The sequence below is a fragment of the uncultured Porphyromonas sp. genome (genome assembly GCF_947254915.1).
In the GTDB taxonomy this organism is placed as follows: Bacteria; Bacteroidota; Bacteroidia; order Bacteroidales; family Porphyromonadaceae; genus Porphyromonas.
In genome coordinates this window covers 39072-53800 of record NZ_CAMYEZ010000001.1, presented here as the reverse complement: position 1 = coordinate 53800, position 14729 = coordinate 39072, and the positions used below count along the sequence as shown (strand labels likewise).

Sequence of the window (14729 nt, the reverse complement as noted above, 5' to 3'; positions counted from 1 at the left end):
GTATGAAGCCAGTCAACAAGGACGACATTGACCCCTTTGAGGCGATCATTGAGGAGGTCAAAAAGGAGGCTGGCGTCAAGCTCGACAACGAGCTCACCACGGACCACCTCAAGGATCTAGTCAAGCGCTTCAAGGCTGCGGTCATGAAGGCTACGGGTCACGACTTCCCCACAGATCCATACGAGCAGCTCTGGGGCGCTATCATGGCGGTCTTCGGCTCATGGATGAATGACCGTGCGATCCTCTACCGTAAGATGGAGGGTATACCCGATGACTGGGGTACCGCTGTCAACGTACAGGCGATGGTCTTCGGTAATATGGGCGACACATCTGCTACGGGTGTGGCTTTCACTCGTGATGCTGCTACTGGCGAAAATCTCTTCAACGGTGAGTACCTCGTCAATGCACAAGGCGAGGATGTCGTCGCTGGTATCCGCACGCCTCAAGAGATTACAATAGAAGGTTCTCGTCGCTGGGCTGAGCGTGCTGGCATCGATGAAGCAACTCGCAAGGCTCAGTACCCCTCTATGGAGGAGACCTTCCCCAATATATATGCTGAGCTAAATGCGATACAGCACAAGCTTGAGGAGCACTATCACGATATGCAGGATCTAGAGTTTACCGTGCAGGAGGGCAAACTATGGCTTCTCCAGACGCGTAATGGTAAGCGTACGGGTCAGGCGATGGTCAAGATCGCTATGGATCTTCTTCGCGACAAGCTGATATCTGAGGAGGAGGCACTACTACGTGTGGAGCCTGCTAAGCTCGATGAGCTACTACACCCCGTCTTTGACAAGAAGGCGCTACAGTCTGCTAAGGTTCTGAGCAAGGGTTTGCCCGCTTCTCCAGGCGCAGCTACCGGACAGATCGTATTCTTTGCCGATGACGCTGCTAGCTGGCACGAGCAAGGCAAGAATGTGATTATGGTACGTATCGAGACCTCGCCCGAGGATCTCGCAGGTATGAGCGTGGCTCAGGGTATCCTTACGGCTCGTGGCGGTATGACCTCACACGCAGCTGTTGTGGCTCGTGGTATGGGTAAGTGCTGTATCACAGGTGCTGGTGGACTCATCGTAGACTACAAGGCTCGCACCGTAACTATCGATGATAAGGTCCTTCGCGAGGGAGACTTCATCTCGATCAACGGCTCTACGGGTGAGATCTACGAGGGTCAGGTTGAGACCAAGGCTGCTGAGATGGATGCTGACTTCCGCCAACTCATGGAGCTAGCCAACAAGCACTCCAAGCTCGCTGTCCGCACCAACGCTGATACGCCTCACGATGCTGCTACGGCACGTGCCTTCGGCGCTGTCGGTATCGGTCTCTGCCGTACGGAGCACATGTTCTTTGAGGACAACAAGATCAAGGCAATGCGTGAGATGATCCTCGCTACAGACACTGAGGGGCGTCGCAAGGCTTTGGCAAAGCTCCTACCGATCCAGACAGAGGACTTCAAGGGTATCTTCCGTGCGATGAAGGGGCTCCCCGTCACCGTTCGTCTGCTAGACCCACCTCTCCACGAGTTCGTACCTCAGACCGAGAGCGGTCAGGTAGAGCTCGCGAAGGCTATGGGCGTCGAGCCTAAGGTCGTCCATGACCGCGTCGAGCAGCTCCACGAGCTGAACCCAATGCTCGGACACCGTGGTTGTCGTCTTGGCAACACTTATCCCGAGATCACCGAGATGCAGACGCGCGCTATCCTAGGCGCTTGTCTGGAGCTCAAGAAGGAGGGCATCGAGACGCATCCTGAGATTATGATACCCCTCGTCGGTGTCGTCGAGGAGTTCAAGCAGCAGGCACGTGTGATCCGTGAGACCGCTGAGACGCTCTTTAAGGAGCAGGGCGATCGTATCGACTTCCTCGTAGGAACTATGATCGAGGTGCCACGCGCAGCACTGACGGCTGACGAGATTGGCAAGGAGGCTGACTTCTTCTCCTTCGGTACGAACGACCTCACGCAGATGACCTTCGGCTACTCTCGTGACGATGTCAATACCTTCCTACCGACCTATCTGGACAAGAAGATCCTGAAGGTAGACCCCTTCCAGCAGTTAGATCAGAGAGGTGTAGGTCAGTTGGTACAAATGGGTGCCGAAAAGGGTCGCTCAGCCAAGCCTACGATCAAGCTCGGCATCTGTGGCGAGCATGGTGGTGATCCCTCATCCGTAGAGTTCTGCCACCGTGTCGGTCTCAACTACGTCAGCTGCTCACCCTTCCGTGTGCCCATCGCACGTCTCGCAGCAGCTCGTGCAGCCGTTGAGGACAAGAAGTAAGTAGCGCAGGCGAGCCTCGCTCGCTGAGCTATACATAATAGTAAAGCAACTCTCAGGAGTCGCTCCCTCGTCGGAGCCTCTAGAGAGTTGCTTTCTTGTTTCGGCAGGACCGATGCATAATTCAGGATGAGTACATCTACGGCACTATCAAGGAAATCAAAGGATTCCTCGGTGAAGATCTTGGATTATCCAGCGAGGAACGGAAAAATTCTTCCGAACTTCGATTCCTTTCTTCCGAAGTTTCATTTCATTCTTCCAAACTTTTATTTCCTGGTTCTGTGGGGAATTCTCGTTTGCTCCCTGGAGATCCCCGATTTCCTCGGGAGAGATTGGGATCAACGGAGATGTGCGAGTAGCTATGGCGCTGTATAGCAGGAATCTAGCTGTATACTCCCTTGAAGGTCATCAAATGTACTCCCTACAAGAGAGACTTATAATGCGTCAGCCCTGCTTCTTTCGGACTAGTTTATTGTCAGTTTGCAAAATAGTTGTACCTTTGCGGTGCTGATTATTATCGAAATGAGATAACCAGTGCAAGCTTTTGACCTCACAAGAGCGTCGCACGGGCATCTGTGTCGGTTTATACGGAGTGCGTCCACGCTCCATTGATAGCCTACCGACAGGTGAACAGAGCCCTTACGACAGCCCCAGGGGTGACTGCGTCTTTGAAGATCAGTCCTCATCGGGGAGCTCGAGGAGCCTGCGCCTAGGGAGATCTCCTTTTGTATTAATCCCAATCAAACAATTAGCGTGAACACATTAAGCTATAAAACACAATCCGCCACCAAGGAGTCAGCTCAGAAGGAGTGGCTCGTGGTAGATGCCGAGGGGCAGCGTCTCGGACGTCTCTGCTCTATTGTTGCTAAGATACTGCGTGGCAAGTACAAGCCCTGCTTTACACCACATGCAGACTGTGGCGACAATGTCATCATCATCAATGCCGACAAGGTCGAGCTCACTGGTCACAAGTGGGACACACCTAGCTATCTAACTTTCTCAGGCTATCCTGGAGGTCAGAGGGAGTTCTCTCCAAGAGACTTCCAAAACAAGAGCTCTCGCAAGCTCTTTGAGAAGGTCCTCAAGGGTATGCTCCCTAAGAACAAGCTCGGTGCTGAGCTGCTGACGCACGTCCGGGTCTTCGACGGTCCCGATCACACTATGGAGGGTGTACAGCCCCGTAAGGTTGATATCAATTCATATAAATAAATACGCGGTAAACGATGGAACAAATCAATGCTATAGGTAGACGTAAGGCTGCGGTAGCCCGCGTATATCTCACCGAGGGCTCAGGCAAGATCACAATCAATAAGAAGGATATTGCCAGCTACTTCCCCTCTTCTGTACTTCAGTTTATTGTCAAGCAGCCTCTCGTCAAGCTTGAGGTAGCTGACAAGTATGACATCCGAATCAATCTCGCTGGTGGTGGCTTCAAGGGTCAGAGCGAGGCGGCTCGTCTTGGTATCGCTCGTGCGCTTATCAAGATCAATCCTGAGGACAAGGCTGCACTTCGTGCTGCTGGTCTCGTAACTCGCGACCCACGTGTCGTAGAGCGTAAGAAGCCAGGTCGTCCTAAGGCTCGTAAGAGATTCCAATTCAGCAAGCGTTGATGGTGCTGGGGGTATGCCCTCGCAGTGTGGAGGATCCATTCTGGTACTCCTCCTGTGGTACGGCACACCCCGCACGATCTTTCGCGTTTAGTATCTAAATTGCATCGATGGCGTGCTAGGAACTAGACTTTAGACTTTAGAAGTTAGACTTTAGAAAGGCTAGACCTCCGACGCCCTACCCTGCGATTGCTTATTACACAAGAACGTAAACGAAAAAACACTGAGACTACTATGTCACTAGTATCATTTGACCAGCTCCTAGAGGCTGGTGCACACTTCGGCCACATGCCACGTAAGTGGAACCCCGCCATGGCTCCCTACATCTTCATGGAGCGCAACGGTATCCACATCATCGACCTGCACAAGACAGTCGCTAAGATCGACGAGTGTGCCGAGATCATCAAGAATATGGCCAGCTCTGGCAAGAAGATCCTCTTCGTCGGTACCAAGCGCCAGGCTAAGGAGCCTATCGCTGAGCTCGCTAAGAGCGTAGGGATGCCCTATGTCACAGAGCGTTGGCCAGGAGGTATGCTTACCAACTTCCCCACGATCCGCAAGGCCGTCAAGAAGATGGGTCAGATCGACAAGATGCGTGAGGATGGCACCTACAACAACCTATCTAAGCGTGAGCGCCTACAGCTAGACCGCCAGCAGGCTAAGCTAGACAAGAACCTCGGCTCTATCCGTGATATGAACCGTCTGCCCAACGCACTCTTCGTCGTAGACGTTATGCGTGAGCATATCGCTATCCGAGAGGCTCAGCGCCTAGGTATCCCCGTCTTTGCTATCGTTGATACCAACGCCAACCCCAGGGATATTGACTACGTCATCCCAGCTAATGACGACTCTACACAGGCTATCGAGCTCATCGTCTCTGCCATGTGTCAGGCCATCAACGAGGGTCAGGTTGAGTACAAGGCTATCAAGGCAGAGAAAGAGGCCGAGGAGGCTGCCGAGCTAGCACCCTCTGGTCGTCGTCAGCGCACAGGTGCTCGTCGTGAGCGTATCCGCCCAGCCAATGAGGAAGAGCACAGCGAGGAGGCTCCCGAGACCGTAGAGGAGGTCGCACAGGTCGCTGAAGAGACTGCTCCAGCTAATGAGGAAGCAGCTAATCAACAATAATACTATACACCATGAGCGTAACAATAGAAGATATCAAGAAACTTCGTAAGATGACCGGCGCAGGTCTCTCTGACTGCAAGAATGCACTCAACGAGACAGCTGGTGACTTTGAGAAGGCTATCGAGATCATACGTGCCAAGGGTAAGGCTGTCGCAGCTAAGCGTTCAGATCGCGAAGCTACCGAGGGCTGTGTCCTAGCTGCACATAGCGAGGGCTTTGCAGCCATCGTCTCTCTCCAGTGCGAGACAGACTTCGTTGCTAAGAACGAGGGGCACATCTCCCTCACACAGCAGATCCTAGATGTAGCTATGAAGGAGCAACCCGCCACCAAGGAGGATCTCCTCAAGCTCCCACTAGCGGATGGTCGTGCGGTATCAGATCACATCACCGACCGCATCGGTAGCACGGGTGAGAAGATGGAGTTGGGCAACTACGAGTTCCTCAAGGCTCCCTACACCACATCCTATATCCACTTCGGCAATAAGCTGGCAGCTATCGTCGCATTCAACGAGGCTATCGACGCAGAGATGGGTCGTGAGATCGCTATGCAGGTAGCATCGATGAATCCTGTCTCAGTCTCAGAGCAGGACGTCCCAGCTCATGTCCTTGAGGAGGAGCGCAAGGTCGCTATGGATCGTGCTCGTGAGAGTGGCAAGCCTGAGGCTATCTGCGAGCGCATCGTAGAGGGCTCCATCCAGAAGTTCTACAAGGAGAACACACTCCTACACCAGCCCTTCGTACGTGAGCCCAAGATGGATGTACAGAGCTATCTGCACACCGCATCTAAGACGCTGACTGCTACAGGCTTCAAGCGTGTCAATCTGAACGAAGACTAAAGTCAATACTGAGGATAAGTAGTCGCCCCCCTGTGGGTGGCTATGAAGCTTAATTGAGAAAGCCCCATACACCTCTCAAGGTGTGTGGGGCTTCGTTCGTTGTGCACTACGACTTAGCGCACCTCCCATAAAAACGATAACTACTCCGCATCAAAATTCAACCGAGACTGTTGCAAAAGTCAACAGTCCCACAATCTTGCAAGCAAGATTGTCCTGACTTTGCAGAAAGGATGAAGCGCAAGGCGCTGAGGGTGATGTCTGAAGGGCACATGCCTCCGTATGAGACCAAAGCCGAATCCCGAAAGCAACACAGTGATCCGCCTTTATGCAACAGTCTCCAACCGAGATGTCCCTCCCCTCCCTAACTTCCAGCGAGGAATCTGCCAATAGCTTACGAGGAAACGAAAATTCTCCACCGAGGGGCGAAATAAAACATCGGAAGAATGAAATGAAACTTCGGAAGAAGCAAATCAAAGTTCCGAAGAATTTTTCCGTTCCTCGCTGAGCGATTCCAAACGCCTATCGAGCAATCTCGCAATTCTTCGCTGGAGCCCACTGGAGTTACCTTTGTTGTGAATCAGCTCCCGTTAAGCCAAAGACGAATACTGCTCGTAATATTTCCCGTTTATAGCATAGTTTGATGTTTTTTATTACCTTAGCACCTGAGTTAGAGACCGCAGGGCTACTCCTTGACAAGATAGGTGACTAGCCTTACGCCCCTACTATCGTAGCACTAACTAAAAAACCTGATAAGCAGTGAATCGAGGATTACTACTCTTTGTCGTCCTTCTAGTGGCGACCTTGACATGGCCAGTGATGGCACAGACACCCAAGCCTCTTGTACCGTGCTATAAGACGGGCTTTGAGGAGATGGAGGTGCAGACATTTACGGATGATACGGTTGAGATCGAAGGGGTGCGCTGGCGCATCGTCAACGGTCGCATCGTCGATGACCCGAAGGCTAATATACCCTTTGGCAAGAAAGCGCTTGAGCTGACGGCGGGCTACGTAGGCGACGTACCGGCAATGATCGAAGCGATAGATCCGATCCGTGGGACACAAGTAGCTGTCTCTTATACCCAAGGGTGGACGGACGCACTAATCTCCAATGCGGGTAAAAGTTGGTTTGCTCAGGAATCCTTCGACGGAGGTAAGAGCTGGGCGGAGAAGGAGATCATCTTTGATGCCACAACAGTAACGAACGATCTGTACGAGCGGATTGATACTGTTGCTCCTTCTTTCCGCTTTAGGATTATCTTCAATGATCCAGACAAGACGAAAGGTGTGGGATGGCGCATTATGCTAGATGACATATCCTTTTACGATACGGGTGAGGGCGCTCCCATACGCAACCCTTGGCGTGTCTATCCAGCGAATATACGGAGTGGCTTTGAGACAGCTCAGAGCTCTGTCTCCTACCATATCTTGACCTTCGGTGATGAATGGATGATGGGAGACCCCAAAGGGGACTCGGACTTTTTCAATTCTTATATAGAGGCGCGTCTCGACGACCAGCCCGCCACGCAGCACTGGCGGCTGAACTCTGTCGACTCGCTGATTACTTACAGCAACTTGCAGCCTGGCAAGCATACCATAGGGCTACGCTTTATGAACATAGCCACGGGAAAGCCGTACCCAGAGTTGGAGGAGCATGTAACCTACTTCACGGTCAAGGAGACTACACAGCTACACTCGCTAGAGGAGCTACTACAAGCTCCCGTGGGAGGCTTTTACGAGGTGATCTTTGACAAGAAGAAGACTTTGGTCAATATGACAGTGCCTGTGACACCCGAGAAGTGGCTCTGGGACGGTGAGAAGGGGATTATGATGTTTGACCCTCGGCTACATGACCCGATCTATGGCAATCCGCCTGAGAAGGTGCTCCTTGCTAAGCGCATCGTGGGGCAGCTGGTGGAGCGTGATCACAATATCTACTTTCAGGTAGATGCGCCCAGCACGCTAGAGGAGGTGGATCATCCCTTCATGTTTGACAACCGGACGACCAAGAGTATCAAGGATCTGCTAGACAATGTGGAATACAATATGTACGCTCCCGTCTCTATCCAGAATGTGAGGATCAAGCCACGCACAGACTCGAAGGTCCCCTATCGCTTTGGGGCGCTAGATGATATCACCATTACGGACAGCACGGGCGTGTCGATGAAGATGCAAAACTTCTTCCCCTTCCTCTTCTTGGCCAATAAAGAGGTCAATCCCTCTGGCGACTTGACCGTCTTTGGTATGCTGGCCAAACATCGCACTACGGGAGAGCCTGTGCTATGGCCACTCTTCGCACTAAACTATAAGCCGACAGCCAACGATCCTGTCCTTGCCGCTCCGAGCGATCTGCGTATTGCTACCGAGGAGGGCGTGACCCGCTTTACGGCAGAGCAACCAGTCAGCCTATTCGTATGGGATATGGCTGGGACACAGCTCTACGCATCGACCACTACCGCTACGGAGCATGTCGTCTCTGCCGAGGGGGCTGTCCTAGTGGCTGCGACCTTTGAGGATGGTCGTGTGTGGATTCAGAAGTTATACCTATAAATAATGAGTGATATGAAGAAGATTCTCTACACATTCCTAGTCCTAGGTCTCTGTCTAGGGCTACCCCTAGGCGCTACGGCGCAGGATCAGCTCCAGAATGGGCAAGTAGACACAAACTTTCGACCTGATTTAGACGCCAATCCGCAGGCTGTCATCCCGCTTAAGGATGGCAAGGTCCTCATCGGTGGTACCTTCGAGCATGTGGGTGGACGAAAGGTAACTGGTGTCATGCGTCTTAATGCGGACGGATCGGCGGACGGATCCTTTAACGCGGGAGGTACGGGCGTCAATGGCGTGGTGACACATATAGCTCTACAGTCTGACGGCAAGATCCTCGTACTCGGGGTCTTCACCACGTACAATGATACTCCTGTGGGTCAGATCATACGTCTTAGTCAGGACGGCTCGCTGGATACGACCTTCAAGAATGACAATGCCATCACCCTAGATGGTTCAGCTCACACGAGTCAGTACAAGTGGAATCTACAGCCCAACAAGCTACTGGTGTCGCCTGATGACTCCTTCTATGTCTTAGGAGGCTTCAACAGGGTCAACGGCAAGCTCGCTCCGCTGATTGCTCGCTTTAGCGCTGCAGGTGTGCGTGACGAGAGCTTCCTCCCGACAGACAAGGAGATCTACTTCAAGAGCTCTCCCTATGTGGACGGAGCGGTGCTTCTACCCTCGGGAGATATCTACTTCGGTGGCATGATCAATGGATACAACGGCTCTCCGCTCAATAAGAGGCTCTTTCACATTGATGCTCAGGGAAAGTATGACGAGAGCTTTGCGAAGCCTAAGTTTGACTTTGGCGGGCCTCGCGCCTTAGCTATGAAGGGTGCTGACACGCTACTGGTGGCGGGCTCTTTCTATGAGTCGTTCGGTCAGAAGACGCCTCTGATGACAGCGCTACATCTGGACGGGACGCCCATAGATGGCTTTAAGGTGTATGACTTTTCCATCCCCGATGCTGAGGATATGATCAACGGATTGGTCGTGACCGATCAATATATCATAATCGGTGGCGGAGACATCCAGGTTCCTAAGAGGAGCTTTGTCTACGCTCTGGACAAGACGGGGGCGGCACTGACGCCAGACTTTGACTTTGGCAAGGGACCGAACCAGATTGTCTCAGGACTTACCTACGACCCTGCGGGCTGGCTCTACGTGAGTGGATTCTTCACCGAGTTTGACGGGGTTAGTGTGAAGTACTTCACCCGCTGTAAGATAGCTGGGAGCGCGCTGAGCGTTGAGACACCAAGCGCTGCAATGACAGCGGTGCGGGTAGCGGTCAGCGAGGGGCACTTCTGCTTGCATCATTTGGAGAGTAGCGCTGAGGTGTCGCTCTACAGCAGTGACGGCGTCCTATGCGCCTCTTACCCTAGTGTAGCTGAGGGAGAGATGATCTCGCACAAGCTCCCAGAGGGTCTCTACCTGATGGTCATCACGCAGGCTACGGGCACTCAGCAGGTCAAAGTACAGCTCTAGCAACCTGCCCTAGCAACCTGCTTTAACAAAATAACAGAGCCTCTGCGCTGTGGATAGGTCTATCCTATCATCACAACGCAGAGGCTCTGTGGCTATACGGTCTAAATGAGTACCTTTGCGGTAGAGATTGCCACGAGGAGTAATGGCTTCCTCCACATTAGCACACAAGACTATGACACAGTTTAAGACGACGCACCTGTATGCCCTGCTGACCTTTGTCCTGCTGGCTCTGGTTATCACGCTACTCTCACCACATGATGAGGAGACCTTTCAGTATCAAGTGGTGGAGGGTAAGCCGTGGACGGGCGATGAGCTGCTGGTGGCGCCTTTTACCTTCCCGATCTACAAGTCGGACGAGATGATACAGCGGGAGCGTGACAGCGCACGCCAGACGGTCTTGCCTTACTATCAGATAGATACTGTCGTGGGGAGTAAGATGCTCCACAAGTGGGACGAGGATTGGAACAGTAAGTGGAGCGGTGAGGTAACGGACGATGCCTACTACTTCTATATGCGTGACTACCTCAAGGACCTCTATCGGAATGGTATCATAGAGGAGGAGGCTGCCTCTAAGCTTAGACAGGAGGATGTGCTGGAGGTCAAGCTCCTGAGCGCTGATCAGGTGAGTCGCCTGACGCCTACGACGCTCTTCTCGACTCCTATGGAGGCGTATCAGCAAGCTACTGAGAGGCTACCTCAGGGGATGAGCAAGTCAATCGTCCGTAAGTTTGACCCGAGTAAGTATATCGAGGTCAATGTCTATCCTAATGAGGCTAAGACACAGCAGGTGATTGATGATGAGCTGCGCAACCTGTCTAAGTCTATGGGCGTGGTGCAAAAAGGTGAGCGCATCATTGGCAAGGGTGAGATAGTGAGCCCGCATCAGTACGATATCTTGCAGTCGTTGCGCCGTGTCACAGAGGAGCAGCAGGATAGTAATCTACGTCAGGTACTACCGATGAGTGTGGGTACCTTCCTTATTATAGTCTCGCTACTACTGGGGTTGTGGTTCTTCCTCTTCTACTACCGACCGCAGATTGTCAAGGAGTACAAGAATACGCTCTTCCTCTCGCTACTGATACTGATCTATGCGGTCCTGACGATCATCTTCGCTCGCAATGAACTGGGAGCTTGGGTCTATGCGATCCCATTTGTCTCGGTGGCGATACTGGTGCGCACCTTCTTTGAGTCTCGTACGGCTATCTATGCCTTTCTTACGACGGTGCTGATCTGTGCACTCTATGTCGCATTCCCACTGGAGTTTGTCGTGATACAGTTTGTCGCTGGTATGGTGGCTGTCTTTAGCCTTCGGTCGCTCTCCTCACGAGCGCAGATCATCCGTGCTACTTTCCTCATCTTCGTCATATACAATGTGATGACCTGTAGCTACTCGCTGATGATGGGAGGTGCCCTGGGGGGGAATGATCTGAGCAATCTGCTTTACTTCTCCTTCAACCTGATCTTCAACATGTTTAGCTATCTGCTCATCTACCTTATCGAGCGTGCCTTTGGCTATGTCTCCAACATAACGCTCGTGGAGCTGAGCGATGTCAATCGGCCTTTGCCTCGACAGCTCTCGGAGCAGGCGCCTGGCACCTTCCAGCACTCGATGCAGGTGGCTCTCCTAGCGAGTGAAGCGGCTACGGCTATCGGTGCGGACGCTCGACTAGTACGTGCTGGAGCTCTCTACCACGACATAGGCAAGATGCGCAATGCGGCATACTTTACGGAGAATCAAGGCGCGATCAATCCGCACGACCAACTCACTCCTACAGAAAGCGCAGCGGTCATCATCAAGCATGTGACGGACGGTCTAGCTATGGCGCAAAAACACAATCTCCCGCAGGCGATCCAAGACTTCATCCGTATGCACCACGGGCGGGGTATGACGAAGTACTTCTACACTCAGTACTGTAACGAGCATCCTGACGAAACGGTCGATGCGGACAAGTTTACCTACCCAGGACCTAATCCAAACACTAAGGAGACTGGTATCCTGATGCTGGCGGATGCTATCGAGGCGAGTAGTCGCAGTCTCAAGGATCTGAGCAAGGAGACCTTGATAGCTCATGTCAATAAGATCATTGATGCGATCGTTGCAGACGGCTTGCTCAACGATACGCCACTGACCTTTAGGGATATCCAGACGATCAAGGATGTTTTTGCTGAGAAACTTGCTACTATCTATCACTCACGTATTGCTTACCCCGAGTTGAAGCGATGACACTCTATCTGATCGGCTATATGAGTGCTGGCAAGAGTACCGTAGGTCGTATGCTGGCGGAGCTACTAGGCTATGAATTTGTAGATACAGACATCTACATCGAGAGTCGCTTTCGTCAGCGGGTGTCTGACCTCTTTCGGCTGCATGGAGAGGAGTACTTTCGCCAGAAAGAGCGGATGATCCTCGAGGAGATTGCGGGGCTCAATGATGCGGTCATCGCTACGGGTGGTGGCTTGCCTATTTACCACGACAATATGGATGTGCTGATAGAGAGTGGTACTGTGCTCTACCTGCGCTACAGTAGTGAGACGCTAGCTCAGCGACTAGAGCTCACGAAGCGTACCCGTCCCTCTGTGGCGCACCTCTCGGGTGAGGAGCTCCGTCAGCATGTCGCAGAGGCGATGCGTCTGCGTGAGCCGATCTACAGTCGGGCTCATCACACGATTGATATGGAGGCTCTCGCTAAGCAAGGCATCAACAGCGAGGCGAAGATAGCTAGCTGGATAGCCCAGCAACTGCGTCTGAAGGCGTAGTGGCTCACTGCGTAGGGTCTTGCTGTGAGCCTGGCGATGCGTTAGTTTTGTGCTAGCTCAGTGGCTATATTGTTTAGCTCAGTCTCTAGATCAAAGGGGATCTGCTCTCCACGCTCGAAGGCGGCAAAGGTCTCGCTATTGAGACTCTTGTACTCGTGGATGGCCTTCTTGAGGAGGTAGACGACACCATTGACATCTCCCTCGTGGGCGAGACGCTTGAAGAGCTGTACCATCAGGCGAATCCGCTCAAAAGACTCCTCGCGGGTCTGTACGATATGTATCTTGTTGTGTGCCGTAGGGAGGTCTTTCTCCTTGTCGTGGATGGTCTCCTCGTAGAGTTTCTCGCCAGGACGTAGACCAGTGTAAATGATCTTGATGTCCTTGTCGGGCTCGTAGCCAGCTAGCTGTATCATACGCTTGGCTAGGTCAGCTATCTTGACGAGGTCGCCCATATCAAAGACAAAGACCTCACCGCCACGAGAGAGCATGCTGGCCTCTAGAACTAGTTGGCTAGCCTCGGGGATGGTCATGAAGTAACGCTCGATGCGAGGGTCGGTGACTGTCAGTGGTCCGCCCCGCTGCAATTGATGCTTGAAGGTGGGGATGACGGAGCCAGCCGAGTTGAGTACGTTGCCGAAGCGTGTCGTCGCAAAGCGTGTCGGCACCTCTGCTAGCACCTCTCCACGCTTGATGGCTAGGTCTAAGCTCTGGACGATCATTTCGCAGAAGCGCTTAGTAGCTCCCATGACGCTACTGGGGTTGACCGCTTTGTCCGTTGAGAGCATGACCATCTGCTCGACACCATACTCAAGGCATTTGCTTGCTATGTTGAAGGTGCCGATGATGTTGGTTGTGACTGCCTCACAGGGGTTCTCCTCCATAAGCGGAACGTGCTTATAGGCTGCTGCGTGAAAGACTTTGTCGGGGTGAAACTTGCGCATGACAAAGTCTAGTCGCTGAGGATTGCGTATGTCTCCCATGACATAGGCAAAGTGACCACTCGGATAGCAACGCTGTAGCTCTAGGCGCAACTCGTGCATAGGTGTCTCCGCTATGTCAAAGAGCACAATCAGCTGAGGCTCAAGCCGAGCTAGCTGACGTACTATCTCACTGCCGATAGAGCCTGTCGCTCCTGTTACGAGGATGGTCTTGTCGTGCAGCGCCTCTGAGATAGGCTTCATGTTGAGGAAGATGGACTCACGACCCAGTATGTCCTCAATCTGTATCTCCTCGATGGGTGGACGACTGTCCACGTTGAGTATGCGTCGTGGCTCCTGATCAACGAGGAGACGAATCTTGCGGTCTATGCAGATTGATGCAAAGGGGGCATTCTCGTGCAGCACATCGTAACCAGAGAAGAGGAGGACGGAGATATGGTGCTTGTCCAGTAGTGCAGAGAAGGCGGCGGTGTCTGGCGTGTAGAAGATTGGTTTGCCTCCGACGGTCATCTTTTCGGTCGGTTGGTTGGTCTCGACAAAGCCTACGACGTAGAGCCCTTTGCCCTGATAGGAGTTGGAGAGCTTGTCGGCAAGTTGCGAGGATCGGTCATCAACACCGAAGATGAGAGCTGGCGTGCGACTCATTGTCGAGGGAGCCCCATTGACAAAGCTCCAAATGAACTGCACGACAGTTCTGAAGCCCGTTAGGAAGAAGAGGGTGAAGAGGGTGTCTAGTGCGAAGTATACCACCCCAAAGAGCCACTCTCTAGACAGTACGCCTAAGGTTAGTCCAAGGACGAGCGCCTTGCATAGTGAGAGCCAAAGGTAGTTAAAGCCGTAAGAGAAGGTGCGGATACGGATGATCCCCTTGTAGACTGGGAAGAGTAGGAGTATCAGTAGAGAAAACCCTCCCGAGAGTACGATAAATGAAAGAGTTGGGTGGTCAATACCTGTATACTCAGCCACAGCCTCGTGAAAGTAGATCCCCGTGAGCGTCAGGAGTGCGTAGCTAGCGATGAAAACAGCGGACAGCGAAGCGATGACACTCAGCAGTAAGTCAATGAGTGCGATGATGCGGTAGTTGACATACCGACTACCTAAGCATTTCCGTAGGAATACTTTTGTCTTCATAATGATCAAGTGCTGTTAGTCGTTTTTGGGATG

Annotated in this window: 10 protein-coding genes; 9 read left to right on the top strand and 1 reads right to left on the bottom strand. The window is 52.6% G+C overall.

All coding sequences use genetic code 11. The features are described 5' to 3' along the window. The 9 genes from ppdK to Q0X57_RS00140 form a co-directional block, all read left to right on the top strand. Positions 1–2273: pyruvate, phosphate dikinase (gene ppdK, locus Q0X57_RS00180; RefSeq protein WP_297725898.1), on the top strand; the 2273-nt coding region annotated here is incomplete at its 5' end. Positions 2274–3023: 750 nt separating this feature from the next. Beyond that, entirely contained in the window at positions 3024–3479 is a 456-nt protein-coding gene (rplM, locus tag Q0X57_RS00175; protein WP_297725895.1) for a 50S ribosomal protein L13, read from the top strand. Between the two features lie 14 nt (positions 3480–3493). Next, a complete protein-coding gene (rpsI, locus tag Q0X57_RS00170; RefSeq protein WP_007365266.1) occupies positions 3494–3880 on the top strand; it encodes a 30S ribosomal protein S9 in 387 nt (128 codons plus the stop codon). 231 nt (positions 3881–4111) lie between these two features. Beyond that, on the top strand, positions 4112–5002 hold the full coding sequence (rpsB, locus tag Q0X57_RS00165; protein WP_297725890.1) for a 30S ribosomal protein S2: 891 nt from the start codon (positions 4112–4114) through the stop codon (positions 5000–5002). An 11-nt stretch (positions 5003–5013) separates the two neighbouring features. Then, positions 5014–5838: a translation elongation factor Ts gene (gene tsf / locus Q0X57_RS00160; protein WP_007365248.1), complete on the top strand. Its 825-nt coding sequence runs from the start codon at positions 5014–5016 to the stop codon at positions 5836–5838. Positions 5839–6594: 756 nt separating this feature from the next. Continuing rightward, positions 6595–8385 (top strand): hypothetical protein, encoded by a 1791-nt coding sequence (locus Q0X57_RS00155; protein ID WP_297725885.1) that lies wholly within the window; start codon positions 6595–6597, stop codon positions 8383–8385. Positions 8386–8397: 12 nt separating this feature from the next. After that, positions 8398–9870, top strand: a complete 1473-nt coding sequence (locus tag Q0X57_RS00150) for a hypothetical protein (protein WP_297725882.1) — start codon at positions 8398–8400, stop codon at positions 9868–9870. 172 nt (positions 9871–10042) lie between these two features. Then, positions 10043–12094, top strand: a complete 2052-nt coding sequence (locus Q0X57_RS00145) for an HDIG domain-containing metalloprotein (RefSeq protein ID WP_297725879.1) — start codon at positions 10043–10045, stop codon at positions 12092–12094. Continuing rightward, complete coding sequence (locus Q0X57_RS00140; RefSeq protein WP_297725876.1) at positions 12091–12627, top strand: shikimate kinase; 537 nt, start codon at positions 12091–12093, stop codon at positions 12625–12627. Before Q0X57_RS00145 ends, Q0X57_RS00140 begins: the two co-directional genes overlap by 4 nt. Before the next feature lie 41 nt (positions 12628–12668). Here Q0X57_RS00140 and Q0X57_RS00135 read toward each other — a convergent pair whose 3' ends face one another. After that, positions 12669–14696 carry a nucleoside-diphosphate sugar epimerase/dehydratase gene (locus tag Q0X57_RS00135; protein WP_297725872.1) on the bottom strand — a complete coding sequence of 676 codons (2028 nt, stop codon included), beginning with the start codon at positions 14694–14696 and terminating at the stop codon, positions 12669–12671. Positions 14697–14729 lie beyond the last annotated feature (33 nt).